Here is a 21,691-nt window from a genome sequence, read left to right on the forward strand (position 1 = left end):
AAAGTTTAAAAGTTTTTTTTGCCCACGGGTTTTACGGATTAAATTTGGTTCTCACAGATTTTGTAAGATTGGATTAAATTTTAAATCGCATAAAATAAACCAATCCGTGTAAATCCGTTTAATCTGTAAAATCCGCGTGCCAACATTCATTAATGACTGGAAACAAATTTCAGCCCAATGATCGAAGCGATTAAAGTCGAAAGAAAAAATATTCGCCAGAAAGTAGCGGGTTCTTTAAAAATTAAGATTCCAACCAGAACAGTTCCAACGGCTCCAATTCCTGTCCAAACTGCATAGGCAGTACCAATAGGCAGTACCTGTGTCGCCTTATACAGCAAAAACATGCTGATAGAAAGACAAACGAAGAAACCAATCATCCAATAAGTCGAAACCATTCCTGTCGTTTCTTTGGCTTTGCCCAGACAAGAGGCAAATGCAACTTCAAAAAGTCCTGCGATTACTAATAAAATCCAATTCATTTTCTACGCCTTTTTAAATGAGATACAAAGATGAGAAAACCTAGCGTAGAATGCTACAAAATATCCCATTTTTAGATTACGGGAGCAGTCCAATTGTGTTAACAAACCGTAAAAACCAAGCCGAATATTTATGATTTCGAGCACTTTTCACTACATTTGCATCCATTTTACAATTTTTATGAAAAACGCCGTACAAGTTGGATTTTGGGAAAAATTAGCCCGAATCATACTTAAAAATAGAATTTCTATACTCGTTGGGGTCGCTGCCCTGACCATTTTCCTTGGTTACCAATGGAAAAACCTTTCCATGACTTATACCGAAGCAAACTTGCTTCCGAAAAATCATATTGCAAACAAAGACTATCAAAAATTTCTGGATAAATTTGGCGAAGAAGGAAACCTGGTTGTAATTGGTTTTCAGGATAAAAAATTCTTCACGCCAAAAAATTATGCTGCCTGGAATGAATTAATGACGGGTCTTAAAAAATCAAAAGAAGTAGATCTAGTAGTTTCCTTAAACGATTTAAAGAAACTGGAAAAAGATACCGTTAACGAAAAATTTGTTCTTGCTCCGTTCATCGATCAAAACAAAGCAACAGATCCGGAATATTTAAAAAAGATACAATATGACTTGTTTCATAATTTACCTTTTTACGAAGGATTGCTTTACAACAAAGAAAGCGGCAGTATTCGTTCGGCCATTTACATCAACAAAGCACTTGTAAACACCGCTGAAAGAAAAACATTTATTCTGGAAAATCTGGTTCCGAAAATTGATAAATTCGAGAAAACCACAGGAATCGATTTGCGTGTTTCGGGAATGCCTTACATCAGAACGATCAATGCTGACAATATGAAAGGTGAAATCGGGCTTTTTATTGGCGCGGCATTACTAACAGTTTCTTTGATTTTCTTTTTCTTCTTCCGTTCGTACAGAGCTACCTTTATCTCCATCTGTATTTTGATTGTTGGAGTAATCTGGTCTTTCGGAACTTTAGGATTATTTCATTATAAAATCACGATTCTAACGGCGATCATTCCGCCATTAATTATTGTAATCGGAATTACGAATTGTATTTTCCTGATCAATAAATACCAACAGGAAATCAAACTTCATAATAATCAGGCAAAAGCTTTACAGCGTATCATTTCGAAAATTGGAGTTTCTACTCTAATGACCAATTTAACGACAGCAATAGGTTTTGCAACGTTTATGATTACCGGAAACGATTTGCTTTTTGAATTTGGTTTGGTTACCTCTATCAATGTCATTTCTGTATACCTCCTGACGCTTTTAATTGTACCGATTATCTACAGCTTTATGTCGGTTCCGGGCGAAAAACATTTGTACCATCTGACCAAAACATACATTTCAACCCTATTGGATTTTGTTGAAAATGTGGTGAAAAACAAACGAAAAGTAATCTATATCATTTACGGTTTATTGTTAGCCTTCAGCGTTATTGGAGTCACTCAAATGAAAGTTTCGGGAAGTTTGATTGGTGAAATGCCAAAAAGTGCCTCTTTCTTTAAGGATATCATCTTCTACGAAAAAGAATTTAACGGCGTAATGCCGCTTGAGATTATGATTGATACCAAAAAGAAAAAGGGTGTCATGAAAGCCTCTACCATTCGCAAAATGGATGAATTGCAGAATACCATCACAGAAATGCCTGAATTAGCGAAACCGGTTTCTATTGTAAATCTGGTGAAGTATTCGAAACAGGCTTTCTATAACGGAAATCCGGAATATTATCAATTGCCGACATCGCAGGAACAGACTTTTATTTTGTCGTATGCTAAAAATGCTACCAAAAACAGCAAAGAAAATCTGATGAAAGCTTACGTAGATTCTACCGGACAATATGCCCGAATCACTACTTTCATGAAAGATATTGGTACGGATGAAATGGCAAAAGTGGAGAAAAAACTGCACAGCAAAATCGATGAAATTTTCCCTAAAGACCGTTATGAAGTTACCGTAACCGGAAAAGCATTAGTGTTTCAAAAAGGGACCTCTTATTTGGTTGACAATTTAATTGAGTCTTTAATGTTTGCAATACTTGTAATTGCTGTGCTGATGCTTTACTTGTTCCGATCGTTCAAAATGGTTTTTGCATCGGTAATCACCAATATTTTACCGCTTTGTATCACCTCGGGATTGATGGGTTATTTTGGCATTCCGTTAAAACCTTCAACGATACTCGTATTTAGTATTGCTTTCGGAATTTCAGTTGATAATGCGATTCAGTTTATGGCGAAGTACCATCATGATTTGTTGCAGAATAATGGAAAGGTAAAAAAATCAGTTTTCAGTGCTTTAAGAGAAACCGGAATCAGTACTTTTTACACTTCGGTGGTTTTAATTTTAGGGTTTGCCACTTTCACGCTTTCCAGCTTTAGCGGAACCATTGCATTGGGAGGATTAATTTCCTGTACATTGGCCTTTGCAATGTTTGCGAATCTATTGGTTTTACCTGCTTTGGTATTGACATTTGAGAAGAAAAAAGCTAAGAAAGAGGATTTGGAGAATCTGGAGAAGTAAACACGAATTGCACGAATTAACACGATAAGAAATGCCACAAATTCACGAATTAATCAATGGAAAGGATTGAAATATATTCAAGTAAGAAAAAATCATTCTTATTACTAATTTTATCACTTCTTTTTGTAACTGGAGGAATCTGGTTCTTTATTGATTCTGAAAATTTAGCAAATTTTAGATATAAAAGTCCAATTTTTATAAAAGCAATTGGAATTATCTCGATTTTACTTTTTGGAATGGCCCTTTTTACCGCAATAAAACAGCTAGTAAAAAACAGATTACTAATTCTTATTGATGAAAACGGAATTAATGTCAATCCAAAAAAAACTCCTACTCAAAATATTGAATGGAATAATGTTGAGGCATTTTCAGAACTAAAAATACAAAGTCAAAAAATGGTTGTTATTGAAGTTAACAATCCTGAATACTGGATAAAAAACGAAAATAACGCCATAAAGAGAAAACTAATAGAATATAATTTTAACAATTATGGTTCGCCAATTGTGGTTTCTGCTGGATCAATGCAAATAAATCATGCCGAGCTTGTTAAAATATTAAATGAAAATTTAGAAAAATATAAAAATTAGCGCATAGTTTGTCATTCCGAGGAACGAGGAATCGCAGTCGAAACTCGACAAAGATTGACAAATTTCTTTGCGGAATCCCTAGTACGATTCCTCGTTCCTCGGAATGACAAAACGCAAAATAAAAAAAATGCTTCTCCTGAAAACGAGAGCACTAGCCCCGATCGAAGCGGCATCCTTTCTGTTTTTGCCGCCAAAAACAGAAAGATACAGCGAAGAGCGGGAATCAGCTTCAAAAATTAATTATTATCGATTATATTTGCAGTTGTTCAAAATGAATATTACTTAATATCAATTATATATAAAAATGAAACACACAAAAGTTAGAGACTTATTAAACAGTACGACGACGTTACAGGAAGTGAATGCAAAAGGATGGGTGAGAGCTTTTAGAAATAATCAGTTCATCGCGCTTAATGACGGTTCTACCATTAATAATATACAATGTGTTGTTGATTTTGAAAATACACCTGATGAAACTCTAAAAAGAATCACTACCGGTGCTGCTATTTCTGTAATTGGTACTTTGATCGAAAGTAAAGGTGCAGGTCAGAAATACGAAATTCAGGTAAACAAACTGGAAATCTTAGGAGATTCGGATGCAGAGAAATTCCCGATACAACCAAAAAACAAACCTAGTTTAGACTTCTTGCGCGAAAATGCACATTTACGTGTACGTACTAATATGTTTGGTGCTATTATGCGTGTGCGTTCGGTATTGTCTTATGCTGTTCATAAGTATTTTCAGGACAAAGGTTTTGTTTATGTAAATACTCCAATTATTACCGGTTCTGATGCTGAAGGTGCTGGAGAAATGTTTAAAGTTACAGCTTTACCTTTTGACAACACCCCAAGAACTGAAGACGGAAAAGTAAATTATAAAGAAGATTTCTTCGAAAAAGAAACCAACTTAACGGTTTCCGGACAATTAGAAGGTGAAACCTATGCAATGGCTTTGGGTCAGATTTATACGTTTGGGCCAACTTTTAGAGCTGAAAATTCAAATACTTCCCGTCACCTTGCCGAGTTTTGGATGATCGAACCGGAAGTTGCTTTCAACAATCTGGATGACAACATGGATTTAGCTGAAGATTTTATTCAGTATGTAATTAAATATGCTTTAGACCACTGTCAGGATGATTTGAAATTTTTAGAAGGCAGACTTTTAGACGAAGAGAAATCAAAACCTCAGGCGGAAAGAAGCGAAATGGCTTTATTAGAGAAACTAAACTTTGTTTTAGAGAACAACTTCAAACGTGTTTCTTATACTGAAGCAATTGACATTTTAAGAGATTCAACTCCAAATAAAAAGAAGAAATTCCAATATATCATCAACGAATGGGGAGCTGATTTACAGTCAGAACACGAGCGCTATTTAGTAGAGAAACACTTTAAATGTCCGGTAATTTTATTTGATTACCCAGCAAACATTAAAGCGTTTTACATGCGTCTGAACGACAACACTGAACCTGGAAAAGAAACGGTTCGTGCCATGGATATCCTTTTCCCTGGAATTGGAGAAATCGTTGGTGGTTCAGAAAGAGAAGAGCGTTACGAAGTTTTGGTTGAAAAAATGAAAGCCTTAGAAATTGACGAAGAAGAATTATCATGGTATTTAGACACCAGAAGATTCGGATCGGCAACTCACGCAGGTTTCGGACTTGGATTTGAACGTTTGGTATTGTTTGTAACCGGAATGACAAACATCCGTGATGTAATTCCTTTCCCGAGAACTCCCGGGAATGCAGAGTTTTAAAAAAAGGCTCTAAGGTACTGAGATACTGAGGTTCTAAGTTTTTTAAATATAATAAAATTAGTTTCAGGTTTCAAGTTATTGGAGTTTGAACTAAAATAATAATATTTGTTTCAAGTTTCAAGTTTCAAATTGTGGCACGTTCTACAACCTGAAACCTGAAACTTGAAACTTTTAACAAAATCAAATGCTAAAGCAATTTTTAAATCTAAAATTATCCCAAAAATTATCTCCACAGCAAATTCAGCTGATGAAGTTAATTCAATTGCCTACGCAAGCTTTTGAGCAACGTTTACTGGAAGAAATGAACGAAAATCCGGCCCTCGAAGCCGGTAAAGAAGACGAATACGAAGCCGATGAATTTGCCAATGAAGACTACGACGATTACGATGATGCTGAATCAGACAGAATCGAAGCAGACGACATTAACATTGACGAATACCTAAGCGACGACGATACACCTGATTACAAAACTCAGGTTAACAATTATAGCGAAGACGAGGAGCGCGAAACTCCTTTTGCTTCGCCGATTAGTTTCCATCAGGATTTAATCAATCAGTTGAATACTTTTATTTTAAATGATGAAGAACGCGAAATCGCTGAATTCCTTGTTGGAAGTATTGATGATATGGGTTACATCCGCAGAACTGTTCCGGATATTGTAGACGATATGGCTTTTACTCAGGGAATTTACACCGATGAGAAAATGGTCGACAAAATGCTTCATGTCATTCATGAGCTCGAACCTTCGGGAGTCGGAGCACGTGATTTACAAGAATGCCTGTTACTGCAGTTAAAACACAAAACTCCAACCGAATATATTGATTTAGCGATTGATATTATCGAGAATCAGTTTGATGCTTTTACCAAGAAACATTACGACAAGCTTTTACAGAAATACGGTGTTTCGAACGAACAGCTTAAAAAAGCCATTCACGAAATCGAAAGACTGAATCCAAAGCCCGGAGGTTCTTACACCGGAAACAATAAAGTAACAGAGAACGTTGTTCCCGATTTTGCCATTAGAATTGTTGACGGAGAACTGGAACTTACCTTAAACGGACGAAATGCTCCTTCCCTGCACGTTTCTAAAGATTATCAGGAAATGATGCAGACATATAAAGATTCCCGTGATAAATCATCGGCACAAAAAGACGCTGTTCAGTTTATCAAACAGAAACTGGATTCAGCCAAATGGTTTATCGATGCTATCAGACAGCGTCAGGAAACTCTTTTTGTTACCATGAACGCTATCATGCATTATCAGGAAGAGTACTTTTTGGACGGTGATGAAACCAAACTAAAACCAATGATACTAAAAGACATTGCGGATATGGTTGGTCTTGATATTTCGACGATCTCACGTGTAGCCAACAGTAAGTATGTGGAAACGCCATACGGTACAAAACTGATCAAAGAGTTTTTCTCTGAAGCCATGAAAAATGATCAGGGAGAAGATGTCTCTACTTTAGAAATTAAAAAAATTCTTCAAAATACCATTGAAGAGGAAGATAAAAAGAAACCTTTACCGGACGATCAACTGGCCGAAATCCTGAAAGAAAAAGGATACCCAATTGCCCGAAGAACTATTGCAAAATACCGCGAACAATTAGACATTCCGGTAGCAAGAATGAGGAAGAAAATTTAAACAAAAAAATAACAAACCTAACTGATTTTTAAATCTCGTTAGGTTTTTTTATACCTCAAAAACAACAAACCCGACAGGTTTTTGTTTTATAACTGTTTTTATCAAGTTTATCGTTCTGTCTAGCTGAGCGAAGTCGAAGCCCTATGCGCAAAGCTTCGACTTCGCTCAGCTAGACAGTCTTTTTCAAAAAAAATAAACCCGACAGGTTTTTGAAACCTGTCGGGTTTATTTTTTAAAACGTTTAAATTATTTATACTGACTAGGCGTTATCGTAACCTGAAACAGATAATTTTCTTTTTTGTCATCGTAATTATAGATCAGGATAAAATCATTATCCCTAAAAGCTTTAAGCCCCGGATTTGCTTTAACCGTACTTAGGAGACTTTCTTCTATATTTCGCTTAATCACTTCAATTTCGGCAGTTTCTTTTTCAACATTTAACAAAGTCAGATTGTACTGAACCACTTTATCTTTAGGCAGCGTAACATTATCCAGACGAATTCCTTCCTGAATGGTTAAAGGGCAATTTTCGTTGTATTTTGCAACCAACTCAATCATTCCCTTATCTGTTACAGGCTCTTTAAAAGAACAATATGCAATCAAAGCCAGCAATAATGCCGCAATTGCACACACTATTAAAATGGTTGAATTCTTTTTTTTAGTTGGTTGCTGCATCTGTTCGTTTGTTTGGTTAAGAAAAGAAAAATTTATTTATCCTGAATCTTTTTCATGGCATTAAAATAGGCTGCACGGCTCAGTGGCTCGTACTCTTCCGTTTCGCCAAGCATCACTAACTTATCATTATCGGTTTTACGAAAACTGTAATTGGCAAGATTTCCTGTTCGGGTGCAAACCGCATGAACTTTAGTAACATATTCGGCGGTTGCCATAAGTCCCGGCATCGGTCCAAAAGGATTTCCTTTAAAATCCATATCAAGTCCTGCAACTATCACACGAATTCCCTGATTGGCGAGATCGTTACATACCGTCACTATCTCATCATCAAAAAATTGTGCTTCATCAATACCGATCACATCGCAACCTTGCGCTAAAATAGAGATATTGGCAGCCGCCGGAACCGGAGTAGAACGAATTTCATTGGCATCGTGAGACACCACCATTTCGTCATGATAGCGGGTATCAATAGCGGGTTTAAAAATTTCGACTCTTTGTTTGGCAAATTGGGCGCGCTTTAATCTGCGGATTAATTCCTCGGTTTTACCCGAAAACATTGATCCACAAATAACTTCAATCCAACCAAATTGTTCTTTGTGATTTACTGTATTTTCGAGAAACATTTTGTATTTTTCTACCTTTAAAAATGAATAGTTTTTATTACTTTGTACTGGTAATAAATCGACGTAAAAAATCGCAATTTTTCACTTTTTCAAAAGTAGAAAATTTTTATCAAATCGAAGATTCGCAAACGCGTATTAACAGAAATAAAAAAATATCTTTCAGATTTCGGCGACGAATGAAGACATTCAAACACAAAATATACTAAAATACCCTATTCACTATAATTTCAACAGTTATGAAAAAAAAATTGGAAGCCGATTTAATCAGCATTGCTCATCGAATTTTAAAGCTTAAAAACAAATCCGATATCAATCAATTGTATCTTGAAACGCAGAAATTATATGAAAAACTAGCGGTTTTAAAATTTGTAGATGAAAATTTCGACACTCTGAAACCAACCATTGGCCACAGCGAAATCCATTCTGAAATTGAAGCTGTCTTTGAAAAAGAAGAAATAATTCCAACAGAAGTTCAGACTGAAACTCCAATAATTACAGAAGAAATAGCAGCTGAAGAAACTTTAGAGCCAGTAATTGCTGAAGAAATTACTGCTGAGTCTGCAGAAGAATCAGATCCGGATCCTGAAACTCCTGAAGAAGCAATTGGTGAACCTTCGGAAGATATAAATCCGGAACCTGAGATTTTCGAAGAGGTAGCAACAGAAATTCCTGAAGAAACAGCAGTCGAACCAATTGTAGAAACCATTGCCGAACCGATAGCCGAAATCGCAGCCGAACCAATTGTTGAAAAAATGGAAGAACCAATTTCAGAAACGGCAAAAGAACCGGAAACTATAGCAGAACTTTCGTTTACAACTATTAGTGATTCTAAACCGATTCCTGCTTTTATTCCTGCTTTCGAACTGGACAAATCAGAAGAAGTACAAGAAGAAAAGAAACCGAAAAAAGAGGAGCCAAAAGCAGAAAATCCATCAAAACCAGAGCCTGTTCACATTTCTTTTGAAGAGATATTAGGTGTAAACTATGCCGATGCGCATTTTGTAAAAGTAGACAGTTTCGAAGCGGTTTCTCCTACTCCAACACCAACACCGTCAATCAATGAATTCAAAGAGCAAAAAACAGTTGAAACAACTGTATTAGAAACTCCAGCTGAACCGAAAGCTGCCACTCTAAATGAAAAACTGGCAAAAGGTTTTCACATTGATCTAAACGACCGAATTGCCTTCACTAAAAATCTTTTTGGAAACAGTTCAGAAGATTACAGCCGCGTTTTAAATCAGTTACTGACTTTTGACACTTACGGTGAAGCAAAAGAATTTATTGAGGATATGGTAAAACCGGATTACAACAACTGGGATGGAAAAGATGATTATGCAGAACGTTTCTTAGGAATTGTAGAAAAGAAATTTTCATAAAAACTAAAACACAAATTACACGAATTAGCACGAACCTTTTGTTTGTAAAATTCCTAAAGACACTTAAAATTTGTGTCAATTAGTGAAATTCGTGTCCAATAAATCCATTTAGAATTCAGAAAAATTATGTCTAAACTATATATCGTTCCCACGCCAATTGGCAATCTTGAAGACATGACTTTTCGTGCCATTCGGACTCTGAAAGAAGTCGATTTGATTTTGGCTGAAGACACCCGAACCAGTGGCAAACTGTTGAAGCATTTTGAGATTGGTACACACATGCACAGTCATCACATGCACAACGAGCATAAAACAACCGAAAATTTAATTGCACGTCTGAAGGCGGGTGAAAATATCGCCCTGATTTCAGACGCAGGAACTCCTGCTATTTCAGATCCCGGTTTTTTACTCACGCGTGCCTGTGTCGAGAATAAAATTGAAGTGGAGTGCCTTCCCGGAGCTACAGCTTTTGTTCCGGCCTTAGTCAATAGCGGATTACCCAATGACAAATTTGTCTTCGAAGGTTTTTTACCGGACAAAAAAGGACGTCAAACTCGTTTTCTGACTTTAGCCGAGGAGACCCGAACCATGATTTTATATGTTTCGCCACATAAACTGGTCAAAACTTTAGCCGAATTCATTCAATATTTCGGAGAAGACAGACAAGTTTGCGTCTCCAGAGAATTATCGAAACTACATGAAGAAAATGTACGCGGAACGGCTAAGGAAGTTTTAGCACATTTTGAAAAAACAGCACCACGCGGCGAAATTGTCGTGGTGGTTGCCGGAAAAACAATAACAAAAGAGCCTAAGAAAAGTAAATTTTCTAAGGATGATGAAGAAGAATAAAAACTCCATTGGTTTTTAAGCCCCGGTTTGTCACATCGAGCGAAGTCGAGATGTCACAAACGGTTCTCGACTTCGATCGAACTGACAGCAAAACTCGACTTCGCTCGAACGGACAACAAAATTATACATAATAGTAGCAAAGCATAAACATCATGAACATACAAGCCTTTTTAGAAAAAGTAAAACAAACTCCAAACGAAATAACATTCCCGGAAACTATTACAGTAATTGAAGAAAACTACAACTTCACTCCAACTGCTTTCCAAAACGGAACACAACATAATGCTGCCGGAGAAAATTCCGGTTCCTGCAAATTATTCTCTTTCGCAAAACTGCAAAACTTAACTAAAGACGAAACTTTGGCCTGTTTTGGAGCTTTCTATTTTGAGGAAGTTTTGGGCGATCCCAACGGGACTAATCATCAAAACATTAGAAACTTCATCAATTTAGGCTGGGACGGAATTCAGTTTGAAGGAAATGCTTTAGAACAAAAATAATTATCTAAGATTTTTGATTAACGATTTTTGATTTCAGAAATCAGCAATCTAAAATCAACAATTTAAAATCTAAAATCAACCATGCGTTGGACCATAAAACCAAAACCTTCTGAAGAAAAAATCAAGCATTTAGCACAAGCTTTAAATGTAGAAGATTTTGTCGCAACACTTTTGATTCAGCGTGGCATAGAGACTTTTGATCAGGCAAAGGATTTCTTTCGCCCTCAATTAGAACAGCTTCACGATCCATTTTTGATGAAAGACATGGATAAAGCGGTTTCAAGAATAGAACTGGCGATTAAAAATCAGGAAAACATTTTGGTTTTTGGTGATTATGATGTCGACGGAACAACGGCCGTTTCTTTGGTTTCTTCCTATTTGAAATCACATTATCCCAATATTGCAACTTACATACCGGATCGTTACGATGAGGGTTACGGAATTTCTTTTAAGGGAATTGACTTTGCCGATGATAACGGATTTTCATTAATTATTGCTCTTGACTGTGGCATAAAATCGATTGATCATATCGCTTATGCAAAAGAAAGGAACATTGATTTTATCATCTGCGATCACCACAGACCCGGGGATTCTCTTCCGGACGCTGTCGCCATTTTAGACCCAAAAAGAGACGACTGCTCTTATCCTTATGATGAGCTGTGTGGCTGTGGTGTTGGTTTTAAACTCATTCAGGCTTTAGGAACAAACAGAAACGAAACCATACACGATCTCGTTCCCTATCTTGATTTAGTTGCCACGGCAATTGCTGCAGATATCGTACCTATAACGGGTGAAAACAGAATCCTGGCTTTTTATGGCTTACAGGTTATCAATTCTGACCCAAGACCCGGAATCAAGGCTTTGGTACATCAGGTAAAAAAGAAAACATTAGACATAACCGATGTTGTTTTTATCATCTCTCCACGAATAAATGCAGCGGGAAGAATCAAACATGGCAATCATGCTGTGGAACTACTCACAGAGTTTAATTTTGAACAAGCACAGCAATTTGCTTCAGAAATTGAGCAATACAATGCAGACCGAAAAGATCTGGACAAAAAAATTACGAAAGAAGCTTTTCAGCAAATTGCAGCAAACAACGAACAAGATCGATTTTCAACGGTTGTTTTTCAGGAAGACTGGCACAAAGGTGTCATCGGAATTGTGGCTTCCAGATTAATCGAAACTTACTATCGCCCTACTTTGGTTTTTACCAAAAGCGGAGACAAATATGCTGCGTCAGCAAGATCCGTAAAAGGATTTGACGTTTATAACGCACTTGATGCCTGCTCTGAACATCTGGAACAATTTGGAGGGCACATGTACGCCGCAGGAATGACCCTGAAAGCCGAAAATTATAAAACCTTTAAAGAAGCTTTCGAAACACAAGTTTCTGCAACCATACTTCCGGAAATGCGAACGCCGGAAATAGAAATTGACGCTGAAATAAATTTCAGCGACATCACTCCAAAACTAATCCGTATCCTAAAACAATTCGAACCTTTTGGCCCACAGAACATGACACCCGTTTTTATGACTTCGGATATAAAAGATACGGGCTATGCCAAAACTTTAGGTGCTGAAGAGGAACATTTGAGGCTTTTTGTAAAGCAAAATAATTCAGATGGAATTGCCGCAATAGGATTTGGTCTTGGAAAAAAATTAGACCTCGCAAAAAATCAAAACCCATTTCAGCTGGCTTATTCTCTGGCTGAAAACGAATGGAACGGAACCGTTTCGAACCAACTTATGCTTAAAGACATCAGAACAAATGGAAAAAAATAATTCAACTAAACCTGATCCGTATCAGGCATTACGTTACAGAGAGTTCAACGTATTTTTAATATTGCGTTTTGCAATGGTTTTTGCCTGGGCAATGCAATTTATCGTAATCGAGTGGGAAGTTTACAGCATCACTAAAAATCCGCTATCTCTTGGAATTATTGGTTTAATGGAAGTCATACCGGCCGTTTCAATGGCATTATTTGCCGGACACATTGTCGATCAAAGAGAAAAGAAAGGATTATTGGTAAAATGTATTCTGGGCTTTTCGGTAATCAGTTTCGGATTATTTCTGGTAACCTGGCCAAGAGTTGTTGGGGGTCTATCTTCAAATGTAATTTTATACTCCATTTATATCTTAGTCTTTTTGGGCGGATTAGTCAGAGCTTTCCTTGGACCGACTATTTTTTCTCTTTTATCCTTGATAATTCCTAAAAAAGCATATCCCAATGCCGCAACCTGGAGTAGTACAGTTTGGCAAATTGGTGCCGTATTAGGCCCTGCCGTTGCCGGTTTTTCAATCAATTGGATTGGGGTTCACTGGTCGATGTGTCTTGTTTTCGGATTCTCTGTGCTTTCCTTAATTGCCTTATCACAAATCAGCAAAAAACCTATTATAAACCCAAAGATTGGAGAATCAATAAAAGACAGTCTTACCGAAGGTTTAACGTTTGTATTCAGAAACCAAATTGTATTAGGAGCTTTATCACTGGATATGATTGCAGTACTTTTTGGAGGTGCCGTAGCTTTATTGCCTATTTTTGCTCAGGATATTCTAAAAGTCGGCTCAGAAGGATTTGGTATCTTAAGAGCCGCCCCGGCGGTGGGTTCTTTTATAACAATGCTGGTTTCGGCTTACGTACCTCTCTATAAAAACGCAGGAAAAAAACTTTTGATTGCCATATTCGTTTTCGGATTATCGATCATCTTATTTGGCTTTTCTACCTATTTCTGGCTTTCTGTTTTTGCTTTATTTTTAAGCGGACTTGCCGATGGAATTTCGGTCGTAATCCGTCAAACGATTTTACAGCTTAAAACTCCGGATCATATGCGTGGACGCGTGGGTGCAGTAAACTCTATTTTTGTTGGATCTTCTAACGAGCTGGGAGCCTTTGAGAGTGGAGCAACCGCCAAATTAATGGGAACTGTTACTTCAGTAATTTTTGGAGGTAGTGTCACACTTCTAACTGTTTTAGGCTTTGGACTGATCTCTCCTACTTTTAGGAATCTGGATCTTCAAAAAGACATGGACGATCATCATAATATGGAGTAAAACATTCAAATTCTAATTTTTCAAATTCCAAAATTTCAGTAAAAGAGGTTTAAACCTCATAAACATTATATGTTTTTTGACTTAGAAAGAAAACCAAATTAGCTTGTATAACTTATACGTTTAAAAAAAACATTTTTTTAAGACTTTTTTATTTAGAACAAATATAAATAATATCTATATTTGTTGAAATAAAAGAATCTGTAATGAGAGAAATAGAACAATTATATCATAATAATTTTGGAATTGCCTTTTACTGGAAAAAGGAAAACGAAACCATCACCGACAAAGTACAATTGGTTTTTAAAGAAACCGGATTTTATTTCACGGTTCAGGAACTGAATTATTTTTGTGATTTAATTGAAGACAGTATGATTGAAAATGCTTGTTGTGAAGCTTGCGAACTAAAAAACTCCTGTCATAAATTCCTACTCAAAACTCCTTGCGCTGCAATAGATTTGGCGGTTTCTATCAAAGAATTAAAATCAATCAAAGACTTAGTTGAAGGTTCTTTATTCAGAATCGAACTGGATGAATATGTTTATGGAGTTGGCTTAAACTAAAAAAACGCTCAAGATCATTCGTTTATAACAAAACAAAGTGATTATTTCTCGAATTTTTTAAGTTCGAAGTTTTCTCCGTCAAATACTCCGTAAGTAAAATAGCCAATCCAGTCGCCTAAATTCACATAATTGGAATCTTCTCCAACCGGAAGAATCATTGGTAAATGGCGATGACCAAAAATAAAATAATTGTAGTGTTTGGTCTCCAGTTTACGTTTGGCATATAAAACCAGCCATTCGTTTTCTTCTCCCAGGAATTTTACATCTTCATCCCCTGAAATCAATTTGTTTTTAACAGATAAATACTGTGCCAGACTTACCCCTACGTCGGGATGAAGCCAACGAAAGAGCCATTTTGAAAACGGGTTAGTAAAGACCTTTTTCATACGTTTATAGCCTTTGTCCCCCGGTCCTTTCCCGTCACCGTGACCAATTAAAAAGGTCTTTCCGTTAAAAGTAAACTCCTTATTATCATGATAAACCGGAATATTTAATTCGGTTTCAAAATAATCATCCATCCATAAATCATGATTTCCCACGAAAAAATAAACAGGAATACCACTATCACGAATTTCAGCCAGCTTACCTAAAATACGAACAAATCCTTTTGGTACAACCGTTTTATATTCGAACCAAAAATCAAACAAATCCCCCAGTAAAAAAATAGCTTCTGCATCTTCTTTCACCTCATCCAGCCAGGCCACAAATTTCTTTTCGCGTGGCAAACTCAACTCTGGCGTTGGTGCTCCGAAATGCTGATCTGAAGCAAAATATACTTTTTTCATTTAGATTATTAGATTGTTGGACTTCTTAGATGTTTTAAATTGTGAGATCGCTTGACTTTCGACTTTTGACTAAATTAATTATCTGAAGCGTACCATTCGGCAAACGAAGATTCGGTTTCCTGTAGTTTAAGGGAGAAAAGGGAAATCTCCTTAGGTAAACGTGCTATAATTCTATCTGCAAAATCAACTACCATGTTTTCACTTGTGGGCTGATAATCTACCAGAATTACATGGTGACCGCGATTCTTCAATTCATTTGCCAATTCGATATGTGGTGTTGTTTGATTAAAAACCGTCGCATGATCAAACTGATCGACGATTTCTTCCTTTACAATTTTCTTTAGATCCGAAAAATCAATTACCATCCCGAATTTCACATTCGATCGGTCTGTAATTGGCGAACCAATAACCGTTACCGATAATTTATAACTGTGTCCGTGAACGTTCTTGCATTTCCCGTCGTAACCGTATAAAGCATGTCCGGTTTCGAAACTAAATTGTTTTGTAATTCTGATATTACTCATCGATTTGAATTTTAGGTTGCAAATTTACAAATTAATAACCGTTCTCGTCTCTTTTTTTGGCTCTGTTATACATCCAATATGCAATTCCGACTAAAACAACGAAAGGAATAAAGGATCCGATCACAACTCCCATCTGATAACTGCTGTCCGGAGCAGCCTTAATTTTCTCTGCAACATCAACTTGCTGCAACAACGAAATAATTCTCATCTTGATTTATTTTTTGTGTTTCACTTCAAAAACATTTCAAATTTATGCCTGTCTGACGCTTCATCCAATGACAAATATCATAATTCAAAATCTCTGAAAGGAATCAGATAAAAATTTTGGGATTCCCGCTATTTCTTAAACTGCTCTAAAGCATTTCTGCTAAAGTCCGACAAAACTAATTTTCCAGTTATAGAGGCACGCTCGACAAGTAAAGATTCCCAATGTTCGGTTCCTTCCCAAATAATTTTCTTCATTTCGTACAAAGCTTCAGGATTATACAAACTTAATTGTTGAGCAAAATCCGCTACAGCCACATCTAAACTTTCAGCATTATGGATTTCGGTGAACAGTTTATTTTCTAATGCCCATGCTGCCGATTTCCATGCATGTGCCGCCAAGGTCATTTCGGCCATTGCAGCTTTTCCAATCTTACGTGAGACCGCGGGTTCAATCACAAACGGACCAATTCCGATGGCCAGTTCCGACAATTTCACAGCACTTTCAGGAGTTGCAAAAACATAATCACAAGCCGAAATAATTCCGACACCGCCACCAACTGCTTTTCCCTGAACACGAGCCACAATAATTTTAGAGCAATTTCGCATCGCGTTCAGCAAATGAGCAAAACCGGAGAAAAAGTGTGCTCCCTGTTGTTCATTTTTCACAGCTAACAACTCGTCAAAAGAAGCACCTGAACAAAAAACTTTCGCCCCTAAGCTTTGTAAAACAATAACCGAAACGGCTTTATTCTGACTTAGAGTATTAATTTCGGAAGTTAAACGATCTAATAATTGTCTCGGAAAAGAATTGCTGGCCGGATGCCCAAATTCAACTGTTGCAACAGCATTATGGTAAGTAGTCTGTAAAGAACCTTCAAGTTTTTCTGCACTCATAAAAATAAATTTGATCGTAAAGTTACGGTTTTGAAAAATATTTTCATCGGAAGTGATTTGAAATTTGCTTTTTGAAAATTAATTGACTTTATTTGCTATCGCTTTGGGGGATTAGCTCATTTGGCTAGAGTATCCCGATGAAAAATCGGGAAGGTGATAGTTCAAATCTAATGTTGTCCAACAAACAAAACACACGGGGGATTAGCTCATTTGGCTAGAGCGCTACGCTGGCAGCGTAGAGGTGATCGGTTCGAATCCGATATTCTCCACTAAGTTTTTATAAAAAATACCCAAACGTACGTTTGGGTATTTTTGTTTATAGCCATTATGTTCTACTCTTACATCATATACTCAAAAGCGCTTGACAAATATTATATCGGTTCCTGTCAGGATGTTGAAAAACGACTTCAGGATCATTTAAACAGTAGAAGCAATTACACAAAAGTTGCCAAAGATTGGGAACTAAAATATTATGAAACTTTTCCAACCAGAAGTGAAGCCTGCAAAAGAGAATCACAAATCAAGAAGATGAAAAGCCGAAAATATATCGAAACCCTAATCAAAACAAAAGGCTAGAGCGTCCCGATGCATCGGGAAGGTGATCGGTTCGAATCCGATATTCTCCACAAAAAAACCGTATTACTTTATTGGAATACGGTTTTTTTATTTTGAAAGAAATTTTCTTAGCGTTCATTCGCAGAATCTTCAGCGTCTACTCTTTCTTTCTCGGCTTTCTTAAAATCATTATTTAATAAATCCGTCAGTTTCTTTTTCTCTTTCTGATTTTTTTTGATTGTAAATACGATCACAACGATTACAACGGCCGCTACAATTCCAATCACTACCCAATTGATTTCCATAACTTTAATTTTGAGTTAAAAATAAAAAATTAGAAGTTTTGCGACATTACCAAAAAGTTAAGCCTTAGCCTTATAAAAATGCGGAGAGGAGAAATATGCTAACAAAAAAATCTCCCTTGCCTCATATCACATTCTTTATCAAAAAGATTGCAGTCTGGTACTTTCATGAAATACAGAGACCAGACCTATAAATAAAAGTTAAATATATCAAAAGAAGAGAGTTCGGAATTGTTTTTGTTAAACTTATCGAATACAACTTTTAAACGCCAAAAAAATGAAGAATTTAATTTTACTCCTTAGCTTAGTTTTAGTTACCTCTTGTTCGTCAAGCGACGAAGATACCCAAGGTGTTTTCTATTCTCCTTCCTGGATACAAGGAAGCTGGAAAGATAATACCACCGGAGCGATCCTTACTTTTACCAAAAATGATATCAAATACAATTCTGACGGAAACACCTATTCTTTCAGTAAAAATCAAATTAGGACTTCCTCCAACCGAATCATTCCACAGCAAATAGCTAAAACTGATAATCTGTATATTGTAGACTTTGGTCAGGCACTTGAAGGGTCATTAATCCGATTTAACTTTTTCAAAAAAAGTGACAACACAATTGAGTCAAAAGGACATTTGCCCGGAAATTATACCCGATTATAGTTAACCCCAATTTTATCGCGTATTTCTTATAGCTGTCAGAATAAAAATCATCATTCTAGTCGAGACATTACACAGAGATCCACAAAATGTACACACAAAGATTCACGAAATCTTGAAGGCATATTTACACCACCGAAAACCAAAATTACAAGAGCTTACTTCAACAAATACCCAAATCGAATCGACCCGTAAAAGTAACCCGCATTGGTATTGGTATTCGGATCGTTTAATTCTCTGCCGCGATACATAAATGAATACGACATGTTGAAGTTATTGTGTCGGTATTTTAATCCGGCCTCGGCATTGAAACGAAGGGGTTCCAAGTCAAACGTTAACGGACTGGTGTTGCTAAACATACTGCCTTCGATGGTAGCGTCGTAAAACTGGTAATTGACACTTGGCATTGCGTAAAAATAAAACTCACAGATATTGTATTGCCGAGTATTGCTTACCGAGGCATCATGTAAATTGGAATCATAAACCGGGAGTAGTTTTTTGAAACCAATTCTAGTCAGTAAACCTGTTGAAACACCTGTGAAGATTGTCCCTACATTGGCTTCCGACTGAAAGTGAAGATCGACAAAATCATTGTGCTTTGAGGGAAATAATTTCTTCGAATACATTACATGTGCCTGAATAGCGAATGCGTTGTGCAGCTGGTTTTCCCAACCATACACCGTTTTGTACCCAATAAGATGATGGAAACTTTCCTGAGTTTCTCTTCCAAGGGCATTTGGTCCCATAAAGCCCAACTGAAAATCAGTCTTTAAAACGGATTCGCTTTTATAGAAAAAACTTCGTCCTGCTTCGGCAAAAAGATAACCTGTGAAAGGTCGGTCGTTAATCGTAACAGCCTCTTTGTTTATAAATCTCGGATTATATATGTACTGCCCAATACGAAATTCGGTGATTTTCTTGCTGATTTTTTCGTTATTGTTCTTCGACAAAAAACGATAAAAAAGCTCCAGACCATTGGTATAATACATATCGTTTTTAGACGAAGTATATAAATCGTTATCTGTAATTAAACCTATTTCTGTCGTTTTCGCCTGTCCAAAACTGAAGACCGTCGTCAATAACAGAAATCCGAGAAAGCTTTTTTTATTCTGCATTGTAATTTATTTTCCCAACCGAGCGCATTTCACGAACAATTCGTTCTTTTCTTCGATTGATATAACTGGAAGATCCTGTTGCTTTAAATTTTCTTGGGTTTGGCAAAATGGCTGCAATTCCGGCTGCCTGCATAGGTGTTAAACTTGAAGCATCACGTCGGTACCAATGTTCGGTAGCGGCATAAGCTCCGTACACTCCATCTCCCATTTCGATGCTGTTCAGGTAAACCTCCATAATACGTTCTTTGCCCCAAATGAGTTCTATTAAAACAGTGAAATAAGCTTCTAAACCTTTACGGAAATAACTTTTCCCCTGCCATAAAAAGACGTTTTTAGCTGTTTGCTGCGAGATGGTACTTCCTCCACGAATACGACGTCCGCGTTCGTTGCTTTTATAGGCTTTTTGAAGTGCTTTAAAATCGAAACCATTATGTTTTAAAAAAGTTCCATCTTCACTGGCAATAACCGCTTTTTGCAAATTCATTGAGATTTTATCGATCGGCTCCCAGTCATGATCAAAATAGACTTCTTTACCGGCCATTTTGTTTTCGATCGCCCGGATGATCATTAAAGGTGTAAAAGGTACAGGCACATATTTAAAAAACACGACAGACGCAATCGAGATTCCGAAGAACCATAAAAATAATTTGATGAAAAACCACTTTACTTTTTCGCCAAAAGAGCGATTGCCTTTCTTTGGTGCTGGTTTTGGTTTACTGGCGGTTGTTTTTTTTGGTGCCGGTTTTTTGGGTGCTGCCATTATATTAAATCTGCTAATTCTGTTCCTATTAAACTCCCAATTGCTACTCCCATTCCACCTAAACGCACTCCACAAAACACGTTTTCAGACAATTGAGTAACAACAGGATTTTTACTGTTTCCTATTCCCATGATACCGCTCCAACGATGGGCGATTCGGAAATCCTGATTCGGTAAAATTACATTTTTAAGTAAATCCTCCAATTTATTTTGCACAATTTTCGTCTCCCCAAATTCAGTTGTTGTTTCGGTTTCAAAATCAAGATTTCTGCCTCCGCCAAGTAAAATTCTATCGTTTATATTTCTAAAATAATAATACCCCCGATCCAGATGAAAAGTTCCTTTGATGGCTAAATTTGCAATGGGCTCTGTAATCAAGACCTGTGCTCTGGCAGGCTTTACCGCTCCCTTCGTCAGCTGAGCTGCAAAACCATTGGTCGCAAAAAGTACTTTTTTGGATTTAAAACTAAAATGGTTTAACATCAGTTCAACCTCACTCCCTAAATCAGAATAAGCAGTAAGAGTTTGCTGATTCAGAATCAAAATATTCTCAGCAACAGCCTGCCTCAGCAATTCCTGCATCATATTTCCGGTATCAATTTGTGCCTCAAAAGGATTAAAAATTAAATAATCGTGACTGTTTCCAAAACCAAACCGATCGGATTCTTTAGCAAAAACATCCGCTTTGAAAAGTGGTCTTAAAATTTCATTGACAAAAGGCAGCCTTGCAATACACTCCTCAAAATTTAAATCATCTTCTCTTAAAAACAATTCATAACCGCCATACGGTTTGAAATCTATTGCGGTATCGCCTAATCGTTTTCTCAGCAGCTGCAATCCTTTCCATCTTTTTTCTACAAGCCGGATTACTTCCTCTTCTGAATGTGTTTTAAGATCTTCCATAATTTCAGAAAGGCTTCCAAAACATGCAAATCCGGCATTTTTAGTACTGGCTCCTTGCGGCAGCATTCCTTTTTCTAAAATCAGAATTTTTGCGGTTGGAAATCTTTCGCGTAAGCGCAGTGCCGCGTGCAGTCCTACGATTCCGCTGCCAACAATAGTATAATCAACATTTGTAAACCAGTTCTTGAGTTCCCAGTAGCTTAGTTCCATCATAAAATAATAAATTCCAATTAGTTAAAATCCAAATCACAATTTAGGAAATAAATTTAAGCCAGAACTTTCATTTTTTAAAATTCCAAAACGCGTACTATTTTTTTTCAGCCACGAATTCACAAATTATTTTTGCTG

The 21,691-nt window shown here is 36.8% G+C and carries 23 protein-coding genes and 2 tRNA genes; 14 read left to right on the forward strand and 11 right to left on the reverse strand.

All coding sequences use genetic code 11. The features are described 5' to 3' along the window. Positions 1–149: 149 nt before the first annotated feature. Positions 150–479 carry a multidrug efflux SMR transporter gene (locus tag C245_RS0108895; protein ID WP_017496243.1) on the reverse strand — a complete coding sequence of 110 codons (330 nt, stop codon included), beginning with the start codon at positions 477–479 and terminating at the stop codon, positions 150–152. 178 nt (positions 480–657) lie between these two features. Between C245_RS0108895 and C245_RS0108900 the strand changes: the two genes are divergently transcribed. The 4 genes from C245_RS0108900 (at position 658) to rpoN (ending at position 7,009) form a co-directional block, all read left to right on the forward strand. Next, on the forward strand, positions 658–3,024 hold the full coding sequence (locus C245_RS0108900; protein ID WP_017496244.1) for an RND family transporter: 2,367 nt from the start codon (positions 658–660) through the stop codon (positions 3,022–3,024). 56 nt (positions 3,025–3,080) lie between these two features. Continuing rightward, a complete protein-coding gene (locus tag C245_RS0108905; RefSeq protein WP_017496245.1) occupies positions 3,081–3,611 on the forward strand; it encodes an STM3941 family protein in 531 nt (176 codons plus the stop codon). Between the two features lie 304 nt (positions 3,612–3,915). Then, on the forward strand, positions 3,916–5,364 hold the full coding sequence (gene asnS / locus C245_RS0108915) for an asparagine--tRNA ligase (RefSeq protein ID WP_017496247.1): 1,449 nt from the start codon (positions 3,916–3,918) through the stop codon (positions 5,362–5,364). Positions 5,365–5,548: 184 nt separating this feature from the next. Then, positions 5,549–7,009: an RNA polymerase factor sigma-54 gene (rpoN, locus tag C245_RS0108920; RefSeq protein WP_017496248.1), complete on the forward strand. Its 1,461-nt coding sequence runs from the start codon at positions 5,549–5,551 to the stop codon at positions 7,007–7,009. A 246-nt stretch (positions 7,010–7,255) separates the two neighbouring features. Here rpoN and C245_RS0108925 read toward each other — a convergent pair whose 3' ends face one another. Together C245_RS0108925 and C245_RS0108930 are read right to left on the reverse strand one after the other, a co-directional pair. Beyond that, positions 7,256–7,684, reverse strand: a complete 429-nt coding sequence (locus C245_RS0108925) for a hypothetical protein (protein ID WP_017496249.1) — start codon at positions 7,682–7,684, stop codon at positions 7,256–7,258. A 32-nt stretch (positions 7,685–7,716) separates the two neighbouring features. Beyond that, positions 7,717–8,307 carry a thymidine kinase gene (locus C245_RS0108930; RefSeq protein ID WP_017496250.1) on the reverse strand — a complete coding sequence of 197 codons (591 nt, stop codon included), beginning with the start codon at positions 8,305–8,307 and terminating at the stop codon, positions 7,717–7,719. Between the two features lie 236 nt (positions 8,308–8,543). On the opposite strand from C245_RS0108930, the gene C245_RS0108935 reads away from it, so the two are divergent. From C245_RS0108935 to C245_RS0108960, 6 genes are all read left to right on the forward strand, one after another. Beyond that, on the forward strand, positions 8,544–9,683 hold the full coding sequence (locus C245_RS0108935; protein ID WP_017496251.1) for a hypothetical protein: 1,140 nt from the start codon (positions 8,544–8,546) through the stop codon (positions 9,681–9,683). Positions 9,684–9,809: 126 nt separating this feature from the next. Continuing rightward, positions 9,810–10,532 carry a 16S rRNA (cytidine(1402)-2'-O)-methyltransferase gene (gene rsmI / locus C245_RS0108940; protein WP_026109965.1) on the forward strand — a complete coding sequence of 241 codons (723 nt, stop codon included), beginning with the start codon at positions 9,810–9,812 and terminating at the stop codon, positions 10,530–10,532. 152 nt (positions 10,533–10,684) lie between these two features. Beyond that, positions 10,685–11,029 carry a HopJ type III effector protein gene (locus C245_RS0108945; RefSeq protein ID WP_017496253.1) on the forward strand — a complete coding sequence of 115 codons (345 nt, stop codon included), beginning with the start codon at positions 10,685–10,687 and terminating at the stop codon, positions 11,027–11,029. Between the two features lie 81 nt (positions 11,030–11,110). Beyond that, entirely contained in the window at positions 11,111–12,814 is a 1,704-nt protein-coding gene (recJ, locus tag C245_RS0108950) for a single-stranded-DNA-specific exonuclease RecJ (protein WP_017496254.1), read from the forward strand. Then, complete coding sequence (locus tag C245_RS0108955) at positions 12,801–14,084, forward strand: MFS transporter (protein ID WP_017496255.1); 1,284 nt, start codon at positions 12,801–12,803, stop codon at positions 14,082–14,084. The genes recJ and C245_RS0108955 overlap by 14 nt, the downstream gene beginning before the upstream one ends. A 203-nt stretch (positions 14,085–14,287) precedes the next feature. Continuing rightward, complete coding sequence (locus C245_RS0108960) at positions 14,288–14,644, forward strand: hypothetical protein (protein WP_017496256.1); 357 nt, start codon at positions 14,288–14,290, stop codon at positions 14,642–14,644. 41 nt (positions 14,645–14,685) lie between these two features. Here C245_RS0108960 and C245_RS0108965 read toward each other — a convergent pair whose 3' ends face one another. From C245_RS0108965 to C245_RS0108980, 4 genes are all read right to left on the reverse strand, one after another. Then, the gene (locus C245_RS0108965; RefSeq protein WP_017496257.1) at positions 14,686–15,429 is read right to left on the reverse strand and encodes a UDP-2,3-diacylglucosamine diphosphatase; all 744 of its coding nucleotides are present in this window, start codon (positions 15,427–15,429) and stop codon (positions 14,686–14,688) included. Positions 15,430–15,503: 74 nt separating this feature from the next. Further along, complete coding sequence (locus C245_RS0108970) at positions 15,504–15,953, reverse strand: 6-carboxytetrahydropterin synthase (RefSeq protein WP_017496258.1); 450 nt, start codon at positions 15,951–15,953, stop codon at positions 15,504–15,506. Between the two features lie 31 nt (positions 15,954–15,984). After that, the gene (locus C245_RS24370; RefSeq protein WP_017496259.1) at positions 15,985–16,161 is read right to left on the reverse strand and encodes a hypothetical protein; all 177 of its coding nucleotides are present in this window, start codon (positions 16,159–16,161) and stop codon (positions 15,985–15,987) included. 128 nt (positions 16,162–16,289) lie between these two features. Then, positions 16,290–17,054, reverse strand: a complete 765-nt coding sequence (locus tag C245_RS0108980) for an enoyl-CoA hydratase/isomerase family protein (protein ID WP_017496260.1) — start codon at positions 17,052–17,054, stop codon at positions 16,290–16,292. 108 nt (positions 17,055–17,162) lie between these two features. Between C245_RS0108980 and C245_RS0108985 the strand changes: the two genes are divergently transcribed. The 3 genes from C245_RS0108985 (at position 17,163) to C245_RS0108995 (ending at position 17,630) form a co-directional block, all read left to right on the forward strand. Further along, positions 17,163–17,234: transfer RNA gene (locus C245_RS0108985), tRNA-Phe, on the forward strand. A gap of 15 nt (positions 17,235–17,249) precedes the next feature. Then, a tRNA-Ala gene (locus C245_RS0108990) sits at positions 17,250–17,323 on the forward strand. A gap of 58 nt (positions 17,324–17,381) precedes the next feature. After that, complete coding sequence (locus C245_RS0108995) at positions 17,382–17,630, forward strand: GIY-YIG nuclease family protein (RefSeq protein WP_017496261.1); 249 nt, start codon at positions 17,382–17,384, stop codon at positions 17,628–17,630. Between the two features lie 107 nt (positions 17,631–17,737). Here the strand turns inward: C245_RS0108995 and C245_RS24375 are convergent, their stop codons facing one another. After that, positions 17,738–17,914: a hypothetical protein gene (locus tag C245_RS24375; protein ID WP_017496262.1), complete on the reverse strand. Its 177-nt coding sequence runs from the start codon at positions 17,912–17,914 to the stop codon at positions 17,738–17,740. 274 nt (positions 17,915–18,188) lie between these two features. Between C245_RS24375 and C245_RS0109005 the strand changes: the two genes are divergently transcribed. Next, the gene (locus C245_RS0109005; protein WP_017496263.1) at positions 18,189–18,569 is read left to right on the forward strand and encodes a hypothetical protein; all 381 of its coding nucleotides are present in this window, start codon (positions 18,189–18,191) and stop codon (positions 18,567–18,569) included. Between the two features lie 155 nt (positions 18,570–18,724). Here C245_RS0109005 and C245_RS0109010 read toward each other — a convergent pair whose 3' ends face one another. From C245_RS0109010 to C245_RS0109020, 3 genes are read right to left on the reverse strand one after another with little or no spacing between them, the layout of a single operon-like run. Then, positions 18,725–19,681 carry a lipid A deacylase LpxR family protein gene (locus tag C245_RS0109010; RefSeq protein ID WP_017496264.1) on the reverse strand — a complete coding sequence of 319 codons (957 nt, stop codon included), beginning with the start codon at positions 19,679–19,681 and terminating at the stop codon, positions 18,725–18,727. Then, on the reverse strand, positions 19,671–20,441 hold the full coding sequence (gene mtgA, locus C245_RS0109015; RefSeq protein ID WP_017496265.1) for a monofunctional biosynthetic peptidoglycan transglycosylase: 771 nt from the start codon (positions 20,439–20,441) through the stop codon (positions 19,671–19,673). Before mtgA ends, C245_RS0109010 begins: the two co-directional genes overlap by 11 nt. After that, the gene (locus C245_RS0109020) at positions 20,441–21,553 is read right to left on the reverse strand and encodes an FAD-binding oxidoreductase (protein ID WP_017496266.1); all 1,113 of its coding nucleotides are present in this window, start codon (positions 21,551–21,553) and stop codon (positions 20,441–20,443) included. The genes mtgA and C245_RS0109020 overlap by 1 nt, the downstream gene beginning before the upstream one ends. Positions 21,554–21,691: the final 138 nt, after the last annotated feature.

Origin of the sequence: Flavobacterium sp. WG21, from assembly GCF_000335775.1 — a bacterium.
In the GTDB taxonomy this organism is placed as follows: Bacteria; Bacteroidota; Bacteroidia; order Flavobacteriales; family Flavobacteriaceae; genus Flavobacterium; species Flavobacterium tructae.

Bases quoted from the DNA above. Each gene is read 5' to 3' on its own strand.
- C245_RS0108945 (WP_017496253.1), top strand. From the start codon at position 10,685: ATGAACATACAAGCCTTTTTAGAAAAAGTAAAACAAACTCCAAACGAA.
- C245_RS0108905 (WP_017496245.1), top strand. From the start codon at position 3,081: ATGGAAAGGATTGAAATATATTCAAGTAAGAAAAAATCATTCTTATTA.
- recJ (WP_017496254.1), top strand. From the start codon at position 11,111: ATGCGTTGGACCATAAAACCAAAACCTTCTGAAGAAAAAATCAAGCAT.
- C245_RS0108930 (WP_017496250.1), bottom strand. From the start codon at position 8,307: ATGTTTCTCGAAAATACAGTAAATCACAAAGAACAATTTGGTTGGATT.
- C245_RS0108925 (WP_017496249.1), bottom strand. From the start codon at position 7,684: ATGCAGCAACCAACTAAAAAAAAGAATTCAACCATTTTAATAGTGTGT.
- C245_RS0108995 (WP_017496261.1), top strand. From the start codon at position 17,382: ATGTTCTACTCTTACATCATATACTCAAAAGCGCTTGACAAATATTAT.
- C245_RS0108955 (WP_017496255.1), top strand. From the start codon at position 12,801: ATGGAAAAAAATAATTCAACTAAACCTGATCCGTATCAGGCATTACGT.
- C245_RS24375 (WP_017496262.1), bottom strand. From the start codon at position 17,914: ATGGAAATCAATTGGGTAGTGATTGGAATTGTAGCGGCCGTTGTAATC.
- C245_RS24370 (WP_017496259.1), bottom strand. From the start codon at position 16,161: ATGAGAATTATTTCGTTGTTGCAGCAAGTTGATGTTGCAGAGAAAATT.
- C245_RS0108960 (WP_017496256.1), top strand. From the start codon at position 14,288: ATGAGAGAAATAGAACAATTATATCATAATAATTTTGGAATTGCCTTT.
- C245_RS0108970 (WP_017496258.1), bottom strand. From the start codon at position 15,953: ATGAGTAATATCAGAATTACAAAACAATTTAGTTTCGAAACCGGACAT.
- C245_RS0108935 (WP_017496251.1), top strand. From the start codon at position 8,544: ATGAAAAAAAAATTGGAAGCCGATTTAATCAGCATTGCTCATCGAATT.
- C245_RS0108900 (WP_017496244.1), top strand. From the start codon at position 658: ATGAAAAACGCCGTACAAGTTGGATTTTGGGAAAAATTAGCCCGAATC.
- C245_RS0108980 (WP_017496260.1), bottom strand. From the start codon at position 17,054: ATGAGTGCAGAAAAACTTGAAGGTTCTTTACAGACTACTTACCATAAT.
- rsmI (WP_026109965.1), top strand. From the start codon at position 9,810: ATGTCTAAACTATATATCGTTCCCACGCCAATTGGCAATCTTGAAGAC.
- C245_RS0109005 (WP_017496263.1), top strand. From the start codon at position 18,189: ATGAAGAATTTAATTTTACTCCTTAGCTTAGTTTTAGTTACCTCTTGT.
- C245_RS0109020 (WP_017496266.1), bottom strand. From the start codon at position 21,553: ATGGAACTAAGCTACTGGGAACTCAAGAACTGGTTTACAAATGTTGAT.
- rpoN (WP_017496248.1), top strand. From the start codon at position 5,549: ATGCTAAAGCAATTTTTAAATCTAAAATTATCCCAAAAATTATCTCCA.
- C245_RS0108965 (WP_017496257.1), bottom strand. From the start codon at position 15,429: ATGAAAAAAGTATATTTTGCTTCAGATCAGCATTTCGGAGCACCAACG.
- mtgA (WP_017496265.1), bottom strand. From the start codon at position 20,441: ATGGCAGCACCCAAAAAACCGGCACCAAAAAAAACAACCGCCAGTAAA.
- C245_RS0109010 (WP_017496264.1), bottom strand. From the start codon at position 19,681: ATGCAGAATAAAAAAAGCTTTCTCGGATTTCTGTTATTGACGACGGTC.
- asnS (WP_017496247.1), top strand. From the start codon at position 3,916: ATGAAACACACAAAAGTTAGAGACTTATTAAACAGTACGACGACGTTA.
- C245_RS0108895 (WP_017496243.1), bottom strand. From the start codon at position 479: ATGAATTGGATTTTATTAGTAATCGCAGGACTTTTTGAAGTTGCATTT.